Source organism: Streptomyces sp. NPDC058045 (genome assembly GCF_042885635.1).
Lineage (GTDB): Bacteria > Actinomycetota > Actinomycetes > Streptomycetales > Streptomycetaceae > Streptomyces.
The window spans coordinates 23,493-40,913 of the sequence record NZ_JBHVRR010000038.1 but is presented as its reverse complement, the minus strand read 5'-3'; the positions used below and the strand labels follow the sequence as shown (position 1 = coordinate 40,913).

The 17,421-nt window shown below is 71.2% G+C and carries 18 protein-coding genes; 4 read left to right on the top strand and 14 right to left on the bottom strand.

Annotation, left to right across the window (positions count from 1 at the left end; genetic code table 11):
* The first annotated feature begins 31 nt into the window (after positions 1–31).
* The 4 genes from ACFVST_RS21685 (at position 32) to ACFVST_RS21670 (ending at position 4,664) form a co-directional block, all read left to right on the top strand.
* Positions 32–580, top strand: a complete 549-nt coding sequence (locus tag ACFVST_RS21685; protein WP_390154415.1) for an ester cyclase — start codon at positions 32–34, stop codon at positions 578–580.
* 28 nt (positions 581–608) lie between these two features.
* Positions 609–2,003 carry a cytochrome P450 gene (locus tag ACFVST_RS21680; protein WP_390154413.1) on the top strand — a complete coding sequence of 465 codons (1,395 nt, stop codon included), beginning with the start codon at positions 609–611 and terminating at the stop codon, positions 2,001–2,003.
* Complete coding sequence (locus ACFVST_RS21675; RefSeq protein WP_390154410.1) at positions 2,003–3,565, top strand: cytochrome P450; 1,563 nt, start codon at positions 2,003–2,005, stop codon at positions 3,563–3,565. The genes ACFVST_RS21680 and ACFVST_RS21675 overlap by 1 nt, the downstream gene beginning before the upstream one ends.
* Positions 3,566–3,995: 430 nt before the next feature.
* Entirely contained in the window at positions 3,996–4,664 is a 669-nt protein-coding gene (locus ACFVST_RS21670; protein WP_390154407.1) for an RNA polymerase sigma factor, read from the top strand.
* Here ACFVST_RS21670 and ACFVST_RS21665 read toward each other — a convergent pair.
* The 14 genes from ACFVST_RS21665 to ACFVST_RS21600 all read right to left on the bottom strand — a co-directional run bounded on the left by ACFVST_RS21665 (position 4,635) and on the right by ACFVST_RS21600 (position 17,227).
* Complete coding sequence (locus ACFVST_RS21665) at positions 4,635–4,826, bottom strand: hypothetical protein (RefSeq protein WP_390154405.1); 192 nt, start codon at positions 4,824–4,826, stop codon at positions 4,635–4,637. The two genes, ACFVST_RS21670 and ACFVST_RS21665, sit on opposite strands and share 30 nt — an antisense overlap.
* A 193-nt stretch (positions 4,827–5,019) precedes the next feature.
* Complete coding sequence (fabD, locus tag ACFVST_RS21660) at positions 5,020–5,982, bottom strand: ACP S-malonyltransferase (RefSeq protein ID WP_390154402.1); 963 nt, start codon at positions 5,980–5,982, stop codon at positions 5,020–5,022.
* A 59-nt stretch (positions 5,983–6,041) separates the two neighbouring features.
* Positions 6,042–6,608 (bottom strand): flavin reductase family protein, encoded by a 567-nt coding sequence (locus tag ACFVST_RS21655; protein WP_390154400.1) that lies wholly within the window; start codon positions 6,606–6,608, stop codon positions 6,042–6,044.
* Positions 6,609–6,622: 14 nt separating this feature from the next.
* Positions 6,623–7,711, bottom strand: coding sequence for a 3-oxoacyl-ACP synthase III family protein (locus ACFVST_RS21650; RefSeq protein ID WP_390154397.1), 1,089 nt, complete (start codon positions 7,709–7,711; stop codon positions 6,623–6,625).
* Between the two features lie 14 nt (positions 7,712–7,725).
* Positions 7,726–8,127 carry an acyl carrier protein gene (locus tag ACFVST_RS21645; protein WP_390154394.1) on the bottom strand — a complete coding sequence of 134 codons (402 nt, stop codon included), beginning with the start codon at positions 8,125–8,127 and terminating at the stop codon, positions 7,726–7,728.
* Positions 8,128–8,296: 169 nt separating this feature from the next.
* Positions 8,297–9,064, bottom strand: coding sequence for a 3-oxoacyl-ACP reductase family protein (locus ACFVST_RS21640; RefSeq protein WP_390154391.1), 768 nt, complete (start codon positions 9,062–9,064; stop codon positions 8,297–8,299).
* The gene (locus ACFVST_RS21635; RefSeq protein WP_390154389.1) at positions 9,061–11,439 is read right to left on the bottom strand and encodes a beta-ketoacyl-[acyl-carrier-protein] synthase family protein; all 2,379 of its coding nucleotides are present in this window, start codon (positions 11,437–11,439) and stop codon (positions 9,061–9,063) included. Before ACFVST_RS21635 ends, ACFVST_RS21640 begins: the two co-directional genes overlap by 4 nt.
* A 2-nt stretch (positions 11,440–11,441) precedes the next feature.
* The gene (locus tag ACFVST_RS21630; RefSeq protein ID WP_390154386.1) at positions 11,442–12,743 is read right to left on the bottom strand and encodes a beta-ketoacyl-[acyl-carrier-protein] synthase family protein; all 1,302 of its coding nucleotides are present in this window, start codon (positions 12,741–12,743) and stop codon (positions 11,442–11,444) included.
* Positions 12,740–13,123, bottom strand: a complete 384-nt coding sequence (locus tag ACFVST_RS21625; RefSeq protein WP_390154384.1) for a 3-hydroxyacyl-ACP dehydratase FabZ family protein — start codon at positions 13,121–13,123, stop codon at positions 12,740–12,742. The genes ACFVST_RS21630 and ACFVST_RS21625 overlap by 4 nt, the downstream gene beginning before the upstream one ends.
* Complete coding sequence (locus tag ACFVST_RS21620) at positions 13,120–14,451, bottom strand: beta-ketoacyl-[acyl-carrier-protein] synthase family protein (RefSeq protein WP_390154381.1); 1,332 nt, start codon at positions 14,449–14,451, stop codon at positions 13,120–13,122. Before ACFVST_RS21620 ends, ACFVST_RS21625 begins: the two co-directional genes overlap by 4 nt.
* Complete coding sequence (locus tag ACFVST_RS21615; RefSeq protein ID WP_390154378.1) at positions 14,448–14,909, bottom strand: hotdog domain-containing protein; 462 nt, start codon at positions 14,907–14,909, stop codon at positions 14,448–14,450. Before ACFVST_RS21615 ends, ACFVST_RS21620 begins: the two co-directional genes overlap by 4 nt.
* 2 nt (positions 14,910–14,911) lie before the next feature.
* Positions 14,912–15,301 carry a holo-ACP synthase gene (acpS, locus tag ACFVST_RS21610; RefSeq protein WP_390154375.1) on the bottom strand — a complete coding sequence of 130 codons (390 nt, stop codon included), beginning with the start codon at positions 15,299–15,301 and terminating at the stop codon, positions 14,912–14,914.
* Between the two features lie 130 nt (positions 15,302–15,431).
* Positions 15,432–16,103, bottom strand: coding sequence for a response regulator (locus tag ACFVST_RS21605; RefSeq protein WP_390154373.1), 672 nt, complete (start codon positions 16,101–16,103; stop codon positions 15,432–15,434).
* Positions 16,100–17,227: a sensor histidine kinase gene (locus tag ACFVST_RS21600; protein WP_390154370.1), complete on the bottom strand. Its 1,128-nt coding sequence runs from the start codon at positions 17,225–17,227 to the stop codon at positions 16,100–16,102. Before ACFVST_RS21600 ends, ACFVST_RS21605 begins: the two co-directional genes overlap by 4 nt.
* Between the last annotated feature and the right edge of the window lie 194 nt (positions 17,228–17,421).

Below are 17,421 nucleotides of genomic sequence, written 5' to 3'. Positions count from 1 at the left end.
CGCATCGACCCACCGTCCCGAAGGAACAGCCATGGCTCGTCCCCCGTACATCGACACCAAGACCGCCGAGAACGCCGACGGCTCGCTCGACGAGACGTACTACGAAATGGCCCGCCGCTACATCGAAGAGGTCTGGGACAAGAACAACGCCGCCACCGAGCGCGAGTTGCTGGCGGCGAACTGGAAGGACCACATGCCGCTGCCGGGCTGCCCGCAGGGGCCCGCCGGACACCGCGCGGCCGTCCAGTTGATGCACGACGCCTTCCCCGACCTGCGTTTCTCGCTCGACGACGTGACGATCATGGGCGACAAGGTCATCGACCGCTGGACCGCGACCGGCACCTTCCACGGTGAGCTGTACGGCTTCCCGGGCACCGGCAAGCGGATGACGATGACCGGTCTCGACTTCCATATCGTCCGGGACGGCGAGTTCTCCGAGCTGTGGCACGAGGAGAGCACCGCGGCGATGGTCGAGCAGTGCGGTATGGCGCCCGAGCCGGGCAGCGGCCCCGGCACCATCCTCAAGCTGACCTTCGGGAACATCCTGCACGTCGCCAAGCACAAGATCCGCACCCGCTGACCCCGGGTCACCAGCAGAGCGAGGCACCATGAGTCTGACTTCGAGCGGCCGCCTCCGCCAGGCCCCCGGCCCGCAGGGGTATCCGGTGGTCGGCTGCGGCCCCGACCTGGTCCGCGACCTGGTCGGTACCTTCACCCGGTCCTGGCGGGAGTACGGCGACATCGTCCGCTTCCGGCTGCCGGGCAAGCGCAATCTCTTCCTGATCGCGCACCCGGACCACATCAAGCACGTCCTGGACGACCGGCAGCCCAACTACCCCAAGGACCCGCTGTCCGTCGGCAAGTTCGAACCCTGGGTCGGCCAGGGCATGTTCACCAGTAACGGCGACTTCCACTTCCGGCAGCGCCGACTCGCCCAGCCCGCGTTCAAGGGCTCGCGGATCTCCGGGTTCGGTCCCGCGATGGTCGACGCCACCAGCGACCTGGTGGAGGAGTGGCGGGGCCGGGCCTCCCGCGAGGAGACCTTCGACATCACGCCGGAGATGTTCCGGCTGGCGCTGACCATCGTCATGCAGACGCTGTTCAGCACCGATGTGAGCAGCAAGGCCGGGGAGTTGGCCCGCGCGGTGCGCATCTGCAACGCGTACACCAATGTGCGGCTCCAGCGTTTCGTGGAGCTTCCGCAGTCGATGCCGACCAAGGCCCGCACCCGGTTCCTGGCGGCGCGCTCCCTGCTCGACTCCTTCGTCTACGGGCTCATCGCCGAGCGGCGCAGGGACCCCGAGCCCCCGGACGACCTGCTGACCCGCTTCCTGAGCGCGCAGGACGCGGAGACCGGCGAGCGGATGTCGGACAAGCAGTTGCGCGACGAGGTCGTCACCATGTTCCTCGGCGGGTACGAGACGACCGCGCTGTCGCTGGTGTGGGCGTTCTCGCTGATGTCGCGGCACCCGGAGTCGGAGCGCAGGGCGCGCGCCGAGGTGGCCGAGGTGTGCGGGGACCGGTTGCCGGCCGCGTCCGATCTGCCCAAGCTCCGCTATCTGCGCGCCTTCTACCAGGAGGTGCTGCGGCTCTACCCGTCGGTGTGGACCCTGTCGCGCAGTCCGATCGAGGACGACGAGATCGGCGGGTACCACATCCCCGCCGGGTCCCAGGTGTTCATCAGCCCCTATCTGATGCACCGGCACCCGGAGTTCTGGGAGAACCCGGAGGGTTTCCGGCCCGAGCGGTTCGAGAAGAGCGCGACCGGTGGCGCACCGCTCTACGCGTACATCCCGTTCTCGCGCGGCCCGCGGCTGTGCCCGGGATCGTCGGTGGCCGTCCTGGAGGCGCCGCTGGTCATCGCCCGGATTCTGCAGGACTACCGGCTGACGCTGGCGGGCGGGCATGTCTGCGAGCCGACGTCGAACGTCTTCCTGTATCCGCGCGGCGGGATGCCGATGCGGTTGCAGCACTACAAGGCCGACCGGGAAGGGGCCGTGTGATGGCGGGGCAGAGCGCCACGGCCACCCGGCGGCGGCCGCCCGGTCCGCTGGGCCTGCCGCTGCTCGGCTCCGCACTCGACTTCCGGCGCAACCCCCTGGAGACCTTCGTCAGCGCCTGGCGCGACCACGGCGACCTGGTGCAGTTCCGGGGGCCGGTGCCGGTGGTGCTGGTCACCCATCCCGACGACCTCAAGCACATCCTGGCGGACAACTTCGAGAACTATCCGCACCCCGACGACTTCAACCGCAAGGTGGGGGTGTCCGTCGGCCAGGGCCTGGTCACCACCGAGGGCGAGGTGTGGCGTGCCCAACGGCGCACCGTGGCACCGACGTTCCGCCGGGAGCCGCTGGAACGATTCGCCGATGTGATGGTGGACAGCACGGAGCGGATGCTGGGCCGGTGGGACGGGCTCGCCCGGAGCGGCAAGCCGATGGACGCCAGGACCGAGATGCAGAGTCTGACTCTGGAGATCCTCGCCCGGTGCCTCTTCCAGGCGGACTGGTCGCGGGACGCGCTGGCGCTGGGCTCGGCGGTCGCGGCCCAACTGGAGCACATCAACGCCAAGTTGATAGCGGTAGCGGACATCCCCGAGAACGTGCCGACGCCGCGGAACCGCCGTTTCAACGCGGCCCGCAAGGTGCTCGACGACACGGTGTACCGGCTGATCGCCGAGCGGCGCGGTGCTCCCGTCGACGGTGAGGCGCAGGATCTGCTGTCGATGCTGATGCACACCCCCGACCCGGAGACGGGCCGGATGATGACGGACGAGCAGCTCCGCGACCAGGTGATGACGTTGTTCATCGCCGGGCACGAGACGGTGGCGGCGACCCTGTCGTGGATCTGCCATCTGCTGTCCACCCGCCCCGCGGAGACGGACCGGGCCAGGGCCGAGGTCCTCCAGGTGCTGGGGGGCCGGGCGCCGACGATGGAGGATCTGCCGCAGCTCAAGTATCTGAAGCTGTTCATCCAGGAGGCGCTGCGGCTGTATCCGCCGCTGTGGCAGGTGGCGCGGATGCCGCTGAAGGACGATGTGCTCAGCGGCTACCACATCCCCGCCGGCTCGTTCCTGCTGCTCAGCACGTACATCACGCATCGCAATCCGAAGTTCTGGGACAACCCGGAGGGCTTCGACCCGGAGCGGTTCACCCGGGAGCGTTCGGCGGGGCGGCCGCGGTACGCCTATGTGCCGTATGTCGGGGGTCCGCGCAACTGCGTCGGGATGGCGTTCGCCAACATGGAGTTGACCATTGTGGTCGCCTCCCTGCTCCAGCGGTTCCACCTGGACATGGTGCCGGGGCACCCGGTGGTGATGCAGCCGGACATCTCGCTGCGCGCCAAGTACGGGATCCGGATGACGCTGCGTCCGGTGACGGAGCGGAGTCCGGGGGCGGTGGAGGTGCCGGAGGTCAGGCTGCCCGACACCGCGGCGGCGGCCGCCGCGGCCGGCTGCCCGGTGGCGCACGGCGCGGCCGCCGGAGAAGGGGAGAAGGCGGGCGGTTCCACGGCCGTGGAAGAGGCTCCGCGGTGCCCCCACGATCCGGCGGAGACGAAACAGGAATAGCAGAACTCGACATCACATCGCGCCGGGTCGCCGAGAGCGGCCCGGCGCGACGCATTTCCCCATCTGTTTCGTCCACGGTTTAACCAACAGGGGATATTCCGGATATCGAGGACCCACATTCCAAAATGGTCCGATCTGATACCAGGCGGTCCAGGGATGCTCCACCGATGATCGCAAATTAGCCACGATCGCAAGCAGTTCCGGTACTCTCAATCGGACCACAGCGGGGGTGATAAGTCGCAGTGCTTCCCTCGCCTGTGTCGCGGTGACCTCGCGATACCGGTTCAGGATGTCCGGGTGTATTTTCCGGGGCTTCGGAAGGAACCATTCCGGAGTGGTCGGCGCCTAGGTAGATGGTGGCGCCGCATCGTGGAACCGCGCCATACAGATGACTGCCCGCAGTGCGGGGCGGTGAAAGTGACGGGGGACTATGGAAAGCGTTGCTCTGCGTGACCTGGTGGACGAATGCCTAGCTGGGGACCAGGAGAGCTGGAATCGGATCGTAGAGCGTTACACACCGCTGATATGGGCCATAGCCCGGGGGCACAGACTCTCCGCGGCCGACTGTGAGGATGTCAGCCAGACCACCTGGATGCGGGTCATTCAGCATCTGGGAAAGCTGCGGGACCCGGAGAAGCTCGGCCACTGGATCTCCGTATCGGCCCGCAGGGAGAGCCTGAAGCACATCCAGAAGTCCGGCCGCAGCACACCGGTCGACGACCTGGAGGTGTTCGACCGGCCGCGGCCCTCGGCAAATCAGCCCGAGGAGACGGCACTTGACCGCGAGGCGCGGGACGAGGTGCTCCTCGCCTACTGCTCCCTGTCGCCGAAGTGCCAGGCGATGCTGGGGCTGCTGGTGGCCGATCCGCCGATGTCGTACGACGAGGTGAGCGCCACGCTGGGATTGGCCCGTGGCTCGATCGGGCCCATCCGGGGGCGCTGCCTGAAGCATCTGGAGCGCGCGCTGGAGCGTGAGGCCGGCCGTTCCGAACAGGCCAGGCAACTCTTCGACTCCATCAAGAAGATGGGCCTGCGGGCGTTCGCCGAGCAGAGCGTCTCCGAACTGGAGTCAGCGTCCAGCAGGGTGTCGATCGGCTGAGCGGGACGGCCGGCCCTCCGGTGCGGGCAGGGACTCCTCGTCGTCCGCCGGTTCGTTCTCCATCGAGGCGGCCAGCGCGACGAAGGGGAACAGCGCCTTGGCGTCGTCGACCGCCTTCTGCGTGGGCCGGCCGATGGCTTCCGAGAGCTTGCCCAGCGCCACGCTTTCAGCCTTTGTGTCGGCTTCAGGGTCTTTGTCGGCTTCGTGCAACCTGGCCACCCCCCTTACTCTGCCTCTAGTTGGCTACTTAGAAGCAGAGTAAGGGAGAGTTCCAAGAAGCGCATTACCGATGGGTATACCTTCTCAAGAACTGACCATTCCGGCCGCGCTCGGATGCGGCCGGAACAGGTGCCCTTCAGGCCGGAACCGGCCCATCCTTCTCAAGAGCGCGGAGCAGCCGGTCGATACGCCGGATCTCCCCCGCGGGATGGCAGGCGGCCTCGGGCAGCGTGCCGCGGCAGAAACCGCTCAGCACCCGTCCCGGGCCCGCCTCCACGAACGTCCGCACACCGTCGGCCCGGATCGCCTCCAGGGTGTCCGACCAGCGCACCGCCCCGGCCAGTTGGCGGCGCAGCAGGTCCCTGGCCTCGGCCCCGGTGGTGATCCGGTCCGTGGTCACATTGGCCCGCACCGGCAGGACCGGGTCGCGGAAGACGACCCGGTCCAGTGCGGCTGTGAACTCCTCCTCCAGCTCCTTCATCAGGCTGCAGTGGAAGGGAGCGCCGACGTCCAGCAGCACCGTGCGCTCGGCACCGGCGGCCTTGGCGGCCGCCATCACCGCGCGTACCGCCTCGCGTTGGCCGGACACCACATGCTGGGTGGGGCTGTTGTAGTTGGCGACCTCGACGATCGCGCCGTCCTTCTCCCGTGCCTCCGCGCACAGTTCCTCGACCCGGTGGGCGGGCGGGCCGATGACGGCGGCCATCGCTCCCGGGGTGCGCTCATTGACGCCGGCCATCAACTCGCCCCGCTTCCGCACCAGTCGCAGGGCGTCGGTCCACTCCAGCACCCCGGCGCAGACGAGGGCCGTGTACTCGCCCAGGCTGTGCCCGGCGGCCACGGACGGGGTGACGCCGTGGCCGCGCAGCACATCGAGGACGGCGACGCTGGTGAGGAAGACGGCGGGCTGGGTGATCTCGGTGGGCACCAGGTCCTCGGCGGACCCCTCCAGGCAGAGCTTGGACAGTCCGAAGCCGAGCAGTTCGTCCGCCGGACGGTGGTAGCGCTCCAGCAGCTCCGGGTGCCGTGCCACCAAGTCCCGTCCCATACCGGGCCGTTGCGACCCCTGCCCGGGAAAGAGAAAGGCGATGTCAGCCATGGGTACCTCCGTGGGGTGGGGCCGCGTCATCGCGGCAGAGGGGCGGCGAGCGGTCCGCGTCAGCGCTGTTCGCCCGGGGCCGAGTAGGCCACCACCAGGGACAGGAGCCGCCCCTGGTGGTAGGCGAGCGGGTCGGCCGAGTCGGCGAAGGTGATCCCGGTGACCTCCCCGATGAAGACGCTGTGGTCACCCGCCAGGACCTCCTGGGCCACCCGGCAGTCGAGATGGACGACGGCTCCGTCGAGCATCGGCGCCCCGGTGGCGCCGACGCGGTGCGGTACGCCAGCGAAGCCCGCGCTGCCGAGCGGCCGCCTCGACGAGGCGAACCAGCCCGCGAGCTCCGACTGCCCCCGCCCCAGCACGTTCACCGTGAAGACACCGGTGGAGCCGATCGTCCGGGCGCTGTGCGAGTTGTGGGCCAGGCAGAACAACAGCATCGGCGGTTCCAGGGAGACCGAGGCCAGGGACGAGACCGTGGTCCCGTGCGGCCCGTCAGGACCGCACGAGGTGACCACCGCCACGCCGGTGAGGAACCTCCCCATGGCCTGCCGGAACTGCCCGGCGACGACCCCGTCGCCGACGGCCGTGCCGGCCGCGGCCGGCTGTGGGCTGGTGGGGGACGTCATGGCGTTTTCCCTTCTCAGCCCACCGGGGCGGCCGCGGTCCAGTCCACGACGGCGCCGGCGTAGATCCACTTGGTGGACTCGACACCGACCAGCATCAGCCGGTCGCCGGGCTTGACCCGGCCAGTGCGCCAGGCGTCGTCGAGGAAGAGCGGTACCGCGGCGCAGCCGACGGCGCCCATGGTGGAGAGGCTGTCGAAGACCTTCCCGTCGAGCGCCTTCCACTCGGCGGTGTCGAGGCCCAGCTCCAGGAGCGCGTCCAGCATCCAGCCGACGTTGCCCTCGGGGACCAGGCAGAGGTCGATGGAGTCGACGTCCACCTTGCTGCGCTGAAGCGTCCTGCTGATCGCGTCGGTGACCATCACGGGCGTGAAGTCCCCGGCGCCGACCACGTCCACCTTCAGATCGACCAGCCGCTTGGCCTTGAGCTGCTCGTGGATCGGGGCGTGGGTGCCGCCGCCCACCGAGTGGATGCCGGCCTTGCGGTCACCGCCGATGGCCTCCATCGCGGCGCCCAGCAGACCGCCGGACTCCGCGTTCTCGTCGGCGCGCAGCACGATCGCTCCCGCGCCGTCGCCGAACATGTAGACCGGCATCCGGTCCCGCATCCGGATCTTGTACGGGTCCTTGCCGAGGAAGACCGGCGCCAGTACGGGGGAGATGGCCTCGCTCCCGATGACCAGCGCCGTCTTGTAGACCCCCGACTCCAGGTACATCCGGGCCACATCGAGGCCCTGGACGACGCCCGCGCCGCCCGAGCGGATCTCCAGGGTGGCGCAGCGGACCAGGCCGAGACGCTCCTGGACCATGTTGACGAGCGGTGGCAGCGGATAGTCCGGGGTACCGGTGGCGAGGATGATCAGGTCGATGTCGCCGGCTTCCAGGCCCGCCGAGTCCAGGGCTCGCACGGCGGCCTTGTAGGCCATGTCCGAGTTGTTCTCGCGGTGTTCGCCGGTGGCCGGGTCGATCATCCAGAAGCGGCGGTGGATGGAGAGTCCCTCGCGCACCTCGTCGGGCAGCGGCCCGACGAGGCGCGCGATCTCCTCGGTGGAGATCGGGTCACCGGGCTGGTAGCCGCCGGTGCCGATGACGTGTACCGCGGTCATCTTGTGCGGCCCCCTCAGACCGAGGCGAGGGCGGCACGGTGCTCGACCAGGCCGACCAGGTTGTCGACCGTGAACAGGCCCATGACCTTGGTGGCCTGGAGCTTGCCGGTCAGCTCCTCGGTGTCGATCTGCGGCATGACCTTCTTGAGCTGGGCCAGGCCCACGGCCGAGACGATCTCGTTCTCGTCGCCGAACTCCTCGTCCGGGATGCCGCCCTGCACGTACTCGGCCAGCTCCGCCGCCTGGATCTTGATGCCGAGGGAGCGCTGCAGGCGGAAGAGGATGTCGAGCAGGTCGATCGACTCGGCGCCCAGGTCATCCAGCAGGGTGGCCTCGGGCATGACCTCGTCGGTCTCGGCGCCCAGGGCGTCCATGACGGCCTCGTTCACTGCCTCGACGATGGTGTTGCGGTCCATGGATGTTCCTCCGGGTTGGGGCTGGAAAGCGGTTGTTCTGCGTTTTCGGGGTTCTCGGGGTTCTCGGGGTTCTCGTGACTTCAGATCCGCCGGTACGGGCCGCGGATACACCGTGATCAGCGGGCCGGGAAACGGGCGGGGGCCGGCGTGCGGGGCCGGCCCGGACCGCTCAGGGGCGGCCGAGGCCCAGCGCCGTCGTCGCGCCGCCGTCCACATTGACCAGCGAGCCGGTCATGTACGAGGACTCGGGGCCGGCCATGAACCGGACCACTTCCGCGATCTGCTCGACCTCGCCGAAGTCCCGCATCGGGATCTGCTTCTTGATGGAGCGGCCGGTGGCGCCCTCCGTCAGCCCCGCGACCAGATCGGTGGGGGCGAAGCCGGGCAGCACCGCGTTGACGCGGACACCGAAGCGCGCCGACTCCATGGCGCAGCAGCGGGTGAAGGCGTTCACCGCTCCCTTGGACGCCGCGTAGTTGGACTCGCCGACCCAGCCGCGCTCGCCCATCACGGAGGAGACGTTGACGATCACTCCGGAGCCCTTGGCCATGAAGTGCGGGAGGGCGGCCTTGGTGCAGTGGAAGACGCCGCCGAAGTTGACGTTCATGACGGCCAGCCAGTCGTCCATCTCCATGTGGAAGATGAGCGCGTCCTGGGCCACCCCGGCGTTGTTGACCAGGATGTCCAGACCGCCGAGGTCCGCCACGGTCTGGCGGACCATCTCCAGGGCGGCGGCGGAGTCCGCGACGTCGCCCTGGACGGTGATCGCCCGCCCGCCGGCCTCCTCGATCTCGCGGGCCAGTTCCTTCGCCGGGCCCTCGGAGCTGTGGTAGTTGATGGCGACGGCGGCACCGTCGGCGGCCAGTCGGCGGCAGACGGCGGCACCGATGCCCCGGGAACCGCCGGTGACCAGGGCGACCTGTCCTTGGAGCTTCATCGGGCTTCTCCAGACGCAGTGGTGGTACGGGACTCCTCGGCGCCGCAGCGGACCGCGAGCGACACATGGCTGCCGCCGAGCGAGGAACTGTTCAGCAGCACCGGCCGTCCGCCGGACCGGCCCTGGTGCAGGGCCAGCGCCAGCGTCAACGCGCCGCCGACGCCCATCGGTTCGCCGAGTACGGTCTTCGGCGCGTGCAGCGTCGGGGCCCCGTAGGGGTGGAACAGCCGCCGCACGGCCTGGTTCTCGGCCCGGTCGGCGGCACTCAGCCCGGCCGAGGCGAGCCAGACGGCGTCCACCCCGGCCGGTTCGAGACCGGCGTCGTCCAGGGCGGTGCGCATCGCGCGCTCCAGGCCCCGGCCGCGCGCGTCCCAGAGCCGGGCCCGGCTGGCGTCGGACGCCATACCGTGCCCGAGGAACTCACCGAGGATGGTGGCGCCGCGTGCGATCGCCGTCGAGCGCCGTTCCAGGACGACGGCGACGCTGCCCTCGGCGAGCGTGAACCGCCCGTCGGCCGCCGCGCCGGGCTCCCGGGTCGAGGCCGCGCCGACCGCCGCGTACGCCCGGCCGACCTGCTCGGTCAGGGTGTCGGTGGCCGTGCACACCAGGGCGTCGCAGTGCCCGGCCGCCAGCAGGTCGGCGGAGTAGGCGAGGGCGGCGGCGCCGGTGGCGTGGCCGATGGAGAGCGTCGACGTCGGCCCGCGCAGACCGAGTCGGATGGCGACCTGGCCGGCGGCCTGGTTGTAGACGGTGTTGGGGAAGACGGCGGGGTCGGCGGCGGCGGGGCCCTCGGCGAGCAGGGGGTCGGTGAACTTCTGCATCGCCTCCATCGGCCCGGTGCCGGTGCCGAAGACGATGCCGACCGCCTCGGCCGCCTCGCTGCCGGCCTCGAAGCCCGCGTCGGCGAGGGCCCTGGCGGTGGCGGCGATGGAGAACTGGGCGAGCCGGTCCATCCGGCGCCGCTCGCGCTTCGTCAGATACGGGTCGGGGTCGAAGTCGACCGGGCTGTGCCGCAGTCCGGCGTCCCACTCGACCGGGCACTGTCCGCGCAGGTACGCCGACCACACCTCGGCGGCCGTGGAGCCGGCCGGGTTGAGCAGCCCGATACCGGTGATCACCACCCGGTCGGTGTCCGGCTGCGGCGGGCGGTGGCCGTCCGCCGCCCTGGTCAGCACCAGCGAGGCGTTGGCCCCGCCGAAGGCGAAGTTGTTGGAGAGCGCGGCACCGGTGTCCAGGGGCCTGGCCGGTCCCGGGATGCAGTCGCGCGGGCAGTCCGCGTCGGGGGTGGTGTGGCCGGCGGTGGGCGGCGCCGTCTGCTCGGCCAGCGCATGGGCCGTCACCAGGGCCTCGGCCGCTCCGGCGGCGCCCAGCATGTGGCCGATCATGGACTTGGTGCTGGAGACCGGAGTGCGGTCCGCTTCCTCCTCGCCGAGCGCGAGCCGGATCGCGTTGGTCTCGGCCGGGTCGTTCTTGGGGGTGCCGGTGCCGTGCCCGTTGATGTAGCCGATCTGCTCCGGGGTGATCCCGGACAGCCGCAGCGCCCCCTCGATGGCCTTGGCCGCGCCCCTGCCCTCCGGCTGCGGGGCGGTGGCGTGGAAACCGTCGGCGGAGAGTCCGTACCCGGCGATGTCGGCGATACCGGTCAGGCCGTGCTCGTGGGCGAACTCGGCGCGGACCAGGACGACCATGCCGCTGCCCTCGCCGAGCGAGAGGCCCTGCCGTTCCGCGTCGTACGGGGCGGCGGGCTCGGGCGACAGCGACTGGAGCGAGTTGAATCCGGCGAAGCACACATCGGAGAAGGCGTCGCTGCCGCCGGCGAGTACGGCGTCGGCCCGGCCGGTGCGCAGCAGGTCGGCGGCCAGCCCGATCGCGTTGGCCCCGGAGGCGCAGGCGGTGTTCACCGCGAGCACCGGGCCACGCAGCCGGAACGCCGCGCCCACCGACTCGGCCAGCGCCTGCGGTGTGACCAGCAACGGCAGTTCGGGGGACGGGACTTCACCGTCCCGTACCGCCCGCAGCCACTCCCGGCCGGAGAGCAGCCCGGCGTTGCAGGTGCCGAGCACCACGCCGAACCGCTCCGAGTCCACCAGGCCCGCGGGCAGCGCCGTCATGGCCTCCTCGGCCGCGACCAGGGCGAGTTCGATCGCCCGCTCGCGGAATCCGTCCGGGCGGCGGTAGCGCCGCGAGTGCTCCACCGGGTCCGTCACCTCTGCGCCGAGCTTGGTGTCGAGCCCGTCCATCGCCAGGGCCTGTACCGGGCGGATGCCGACCTGTCCCTGCCGGGCGCCTTCCCACAGGTCCAGGACGGTGGGACCCAGCGCTGAGATCGCTCCGGCACCCACCACGGTCACACCACTGCTGTGTCGCGGGTCCATCGTCAACTCCTCCTCCGAGCCTGTTCGGTGGGGGCGCTCAGCACGAGCGCCGTCTGCTGCCCCTCCAGTCCGCGGCCGATGGCCACGGTGTGCCGCACCCGCGTCTCGCGGGCCTCGCCGGCCACCCAGTCCATGCCCGCGCACTCCGGGTCGACCTGGTCCAGGCCGAGCGTCGGCGGCAGGGCCGAGCCGTCGATCGCCAGCGCGCAGACCGCCGCGTTCAGCGCGCCCGCGCCCGCGACGAGATGCCCGGTGGCCGGTTTGACGCTGCTCGCCGCGGTACCGGAACCACGGCCGAACACGCTGGTCAGCGCGCGTGCCTCGGTACGGTCGCCGAGCCGGGTCGCGCACCCGTGGGTGGCCGCGTAGTCGACCTCGCCGGGCTCCACCGCGGCCTCGCGCAGCGCTCGCCGTACCGCGGCGGCCAGGGGCTCGCCGTCGGGGTGCGGGGTGATCAGATCGGGGTCCTGGGTCGCGCCGAAGCCGCCGACCTCCGCGTACACCCGGGCGCCGCGGCGCCGCGCGGACTCCCACTCCTCCAGGACCAGGAAGGCCGACCCCTCGCCCAGCACGGAGCCGCTGCGCTCGGTGTCGTACGGGCGGAAGGCGGCGGCGCCCGCCTCGTTGCGGGTGGTGAGCACCCCGAGGCCGTCCATCTTGGTCATCACCCACCAGGACGCGGCGTCGTCGAAGCCCCCGGCGATCACCACATCGGACTCGCCGTGGCGGATCGAGCGGTAGCCGCGGGCGAGCGCCGTCACTCCGGCGTCGGCGGTGCCGTGGTAGTAGGAGTTGGCGCCCTTGAAGCCGTGGGCGTGGGAGAGGTGGAACAGCGAGGCGGACTGGAGGCCCTCCACGTAGTACAGCGGGTAGAAGGCGGACGAGGCGCGCTCGCCGAGCAGCCGCAGATCCGCCCAGCCGTCCTCGCGGCGGCCCGCGAGGCTGCCGTCCAGCAGATGCTCCGGGTTGGAGATCTCCTTGTTGCCGCCGACGAACACTCCGGCCCGCTCCGGGTCGTATCCCCCCTCGTCCAGGTCGAGTCCGGCGTCCTCGACGGCCAACGCCGCGCCCGCGATGGCGAGTTGGTCGTTGCGTGTGGTCGTCCGCAGGGACTTGCGGTGGGCGTACCGGGTGGGTGTGAAGTCGGGCAGTTCGGCGGCGATCCGGGTGGAGAGGGACGAGGGGTCGTAGCCCTGGATGGGGGCGATGCCGCTGCGTCCGTCGAGCAGCGCCTTCCAGGTCTCGCCCCGGCCGTCGCCGAGGGCGGTGAGCACTCCGACTCCGGTGACGGCGACGCGCCTCATGCCGCCACCTCGCTCTTGTCCAGGCGGAGTTGGCGGATGGTGGTGATGTCCCGCCCGCCCGCCGAGACCGTCGCCTTGCAGGTGACGGAGGACTCGGTCGCCTCGGTCACCCGGACGCTGATCTCCAGCCGGTCACCGGGCTCGGCGAAGTGGCGGTAGCGCACCCGCCGCGCCTCGGCCAGCACCCAGCGGGAACCCTTGGGCAGCTCGGGGGCGGCGAGCCGGGCGGCCCGGACGATGTCGTCCAGGATCAGCACACCGGGCAGGACGGGGAACCGGGGGAAGTGGGTGGCGAAAACGCCCAGGGTGCCCGGGACGTTCCGGACGGCGACGGCCCGCTCCCCCGGCACCGCGTCGAAGACCTCGTCGAACGCTGTCATGCTGCCTTTCCTTCGCTGAGTCCGTCGCTGGCCGCTTCGCCCGTACCGGCCCTGACCACGAAGCAGGCGTTCGTGCCGCCGAACGCGAAGGCGTTGACCAGGGCGGCGCGCACCGGGCGGCGTACCGCCTGGTGGGGCACGTAGTCGAGTCCGAGCTTGGGGTCGGGGTGGTCGAGGTTGATGGTCGGTGGCACCAGGCCCTCGCGTACGGCGCCGAGCGCGGCGATCAGGTTGACCCCTGCCGCGGCCGAAGTGAGGTGGCCCGTCATGGACTTGGGCGAGCTGACGCACAGCTCCTCGGCGTGCTTCCCGAAGAGTTTCCTGATGGCGAGGGTCTCGCTGGCGTCGTTGCCGGGCGTGGACGTGCCGTGCGCCGCGATGTAGTCGATGCCGTCCGTTCCGAGACCGGACTCGGCCACCGCGTCCCGCATCGCGGAGATCGCGCCGCCGCCGTCCGGCGGGGAGTCGGTGATCCGGTAGGCGTTCAACGTCGAGCCGTAGCCGAGGAGTTCGCCGTGGATGCGGGCGCCGCGCGCGACCGCGCTGTCCCAGTCCTCCAGGACGGTGATGACGGCGCCCTCACCGAGGACGAAGCCGGAGCGGTCCGAGTCGAAGGGGCGGGAGGCCTGCTCGGGCCGGTCGTTCCAGCGGTCGGTGATGGCTCCGAGGAGGGAGAAGCCGAGGACGTCCATCCAGGTCGTCAGCGCGTCGAAGCCGCCGGCGAGCATCTGTGCGCACTCGCCCTCCTGGATGCGCCGGTAGGCCTCCCCGATGGCGTGCGCGGCGCCCGCGCAGGCGGTGGAGACGCTGACCATGGGACCGCGGCAGTCCCCCGCTCCGGCGACCGCGGCGACCCCGACGTTCTGGTTGCGCAGCAGTACGTCGCCGGGGGCCTGCCGGTACAGGTCGTGGAAGTCGCTGGCGCGCAACTGGTGTGACATGTCGACCAGTTCCTGCAACTCGGGCCTGCCGACCGTGCCGGCCACCGCCACCCCCCGGTCGTAGGGGTCGGTGGTGTGCCAGCCCTCGCCCGCGTCCGCCACCGCCTCCTGGGCCGCGGCGAGTGCGAACAGCGCGGCACGGGAGAGGTGGCGCCGCTGCTTGGCGGGGGCCACGCGCTTCGGGTCGAAGTCCTTGACCTGGCCGGCGATCCGCACCGGGAAGGCGGAGGCGTCGAAGGTCTCCAGGGTGCTGACGCCGCTGCGGCCCTCGGCCAGCCCCCGCCAGGTCTCCGCGGCGGTGTTGCCGAGCGGGGTGACGGCCCCGATCCCGGTGATGGCGACCCGCCTTGCCCGGTGTGTCCGATCCATCGGCTGCGCGTCGTTCACCGGTGACCACCGCCGACCGGCTCCCGGGTGAGGCGTTCCAGCATCCGCCGGGTGTCCTCGGGGTCCTCCAGGTCCTCCGCGGGCAGCAGGGCGCACATCACGGCCTCCGCCTTCATCACCGTCCTGCCGTTCACCGAGGCGGTGCCGGAGAGGACGGCGGTCTCGTCGCCCATGGACTCGACCACGCCGTCCAGCACCAGGGTGTCCCCGGGGCGCACCGGCTCATGGAAGGAGATCCCGTCCACCGAGAGGAGCGCGGCGCGCTGGCGCACCCCGGTGGTGGCGATGATCAGCCAGGTCCCGGCCTGGCAGAAGGCCTCCAGGATCAGCGGCTCGGGCATCTGGGGGCCGCCGCCCTCGTCCCGCCAGAAGTCCTCCAGCCAGGACGTGAGTTTGCGGGCGCTGATGGTGCGGGCCGCTTCCCAGGCGTCGATCCGGTCGATCAGATGGAAACGCATCGTCATCCTTCGTCTAGGAACATCACGGCGTGGGCGATGGCGTACTCCCCGCTGTGCGAGAGGGAGAGGTCGACCGAGGTCGCCCCGGCCTTCGCCGCCCGGTCCCCCGCCCCGCCGGACAGGTGCACCCGGGGGCGTCCGAGCGCGGTGTGGCGGACCTCCACGTCGGTCCAGTGGGTGCCGGGGCCGAGCCCGGTGCCGAGTGCCTTCAGGACGGCTTCCTTGGCGGCGAAGCGCGCCGCCAGATGGGCGAGGCGGTTGCGTTTGGCGGCGCAGTAGGTGCGCTCACGCTCGGTGAAGATGTCCTCTTCCGCAGCCGGGTTGTCCGCCAACAGCCTCCGTATCCGGTCCACTTCGACCAGATCCACCCCTACCGCGAGCCGTGTCGCCACGCCACCAACCCCCCGTCATCCGTTTTGGCACTGCCCACAGAGATCCGGGCCACCGCATCGCGGATACACCGGCGTACGGATGTATCCGGGAGCGGGGGTGCGGGATCGGGGGTGGAGGGGGGACTCTCGGTCAGGGATTACGCGGCGGTGGGACCACCAGGCCGAACTCGTAGGCGAGGACGACGAGTTGAGCGCGATCGCGGGCGTGGAGCTTGGCCATGGCGCGGTTGATGTGGGTCTTGGCGGTCGACGGGCTGATGACCAGGCGGGCGGCGATCTCGTCGTTGGGCAGGCCCCGTGCGGCCAGGGCGACCACCTCGCGTTCGCGGCCGGTCAGCACCTCCAGTCCGCCGCCGGTGTGCCGTGCGGGAGGCGGCTGGGTGACGTACCGGTCGATGAGTCTGCGGGTGACCGCGGGGGCGAGCAGGGCGTCACCGCGGGCGGCGACGCGTACGGCGTGCAGGAAGTCGTCCGGGACGATGTCCTTGACCAGGAAGCCGGCGGCACCGGCGCGCAGCGCGTCGAAGACGTACTCGTCCATGCCGTAGTTGGTCAGCATCACGACATGCACCCCGGCCAGCGCCGGGTCCGCGGCGATGTGCCGGGTGGCTTCGATACCGTCCATCACCGGCATCTGAATGTCGATGAGCGCGACATCGGGCAGATACTCCCGGGCGAGCGCCACGCCCTCCTGACCGTCGGCGGCCTCGGCCACCACCTCGATATCGGCTTCCAGATCGAGCAGGGCGCGGAACCCGCTGCGGATGAGCGGCTGGTCGTCCACCAGCAGCACCCGGATCACGACACCCCGTTCATGGGCAGCTCGGCCTGAACGGTGAAGCCGCCCTCGGCGCGCGGCTCGGTACGCAGCCGGCCGCCCAGGGCCGTCACCCGTTCGCGCATTCCGAGAAGTCCGACGCCGGGCACCGGGGCGGTGCGCGGGGTGGCTTTCCCGTTGTCGTCGACGCGGATGGTGAGGGTGTCCGGCTGGTAGTCGACGCGGACGGAGGCGGTGGTCGCGGCGGCGTGCCGGGCGATGTTGGTGAGCGATTCCTGAACGATCCGATAGGCGGTACGGCCCACCGCGTCCGGTACGTCGGGGGGATCTCCCTCGATCGTCAACGTCGTGTGCAGAGCGGCCGCTTGGAACCCTTCCACCAGGTTCGAGAGCTGGTCGAGTCCGTGCGGCGGGGTGGTGGCGTCGTCGCGCAGCACGTCGAGGGTGGCGCGTAGTTCGCGGCTCGCCTCCCGGCCGGCCTGCTGGATCGCGAGCAGGGGCTCCGGTACCCGCTCGCCCCGCCGCCGCGCCACATGGACGGCGACCTCGGACTGCACCTTGATGACCGAGATCTGATGGGTGAGCGAATCGTGCAACTCCCGTGCGATATGCAGCCGTTCCTCGCCGGCACGGCGCCGCACCGCTTCCTCCCGGGTGCGCTCGGCCTCGTCCGCCCGCCGCTCGGCCTGCCGTACCGCCTCCCCCGCGGCGAAGGCGGCGATCAGCCAGGCGATCTGGAGGGTGCCACGGGCCTGTACCGGCACCTCGCCCGCGGGCCCGTCGCGCAGGGCGAGCGCCGTGAGTTGGAGGGCCACCAGCAGGGTCACGGACGCGGTGGCGGCGAGGGCGCGGTGCCCGGCCCGTACGGTGCTGTACACCGCGACCAGGTAGGGCACGGAGAGCACGTCGAAGCCGGCTGCCTGGTAGCCGACCGCGCACAGCCCGGTGACGGCCAGGACGGCGACCGGTGCCCGGCGGTGCGCGGCCAGAGCCAGACCGCCGGCCGCGAGCAAGGCGTACCCCAACAGACCGGATTCCGTGCCGGGTTGCTCCCCCGGCCATCCGGTGCCGAGCATCAGCGCCGCCGCGCCCACGGCGATCGCCCAGTCCCCGACGGCGGCCGGTACCGCGAACCGTGGTGTACCCATGCGCGCACCCTAGCCAGATCCCCGCGCGGCCGGGTCCCGCTCACGGATGAGGCGCCCTGTACCGCGCCCGCGGTATCCGCGCGGCCCGTACCGCGTCCGCGGTAGCCGGATGCCGCGGACGCGGCAGCGGAAAGTGCCCGCGCCTGCCGGACGACCGGCGGCGGGCCCGGCGGTCAGGATCGTGGCATCGAGCA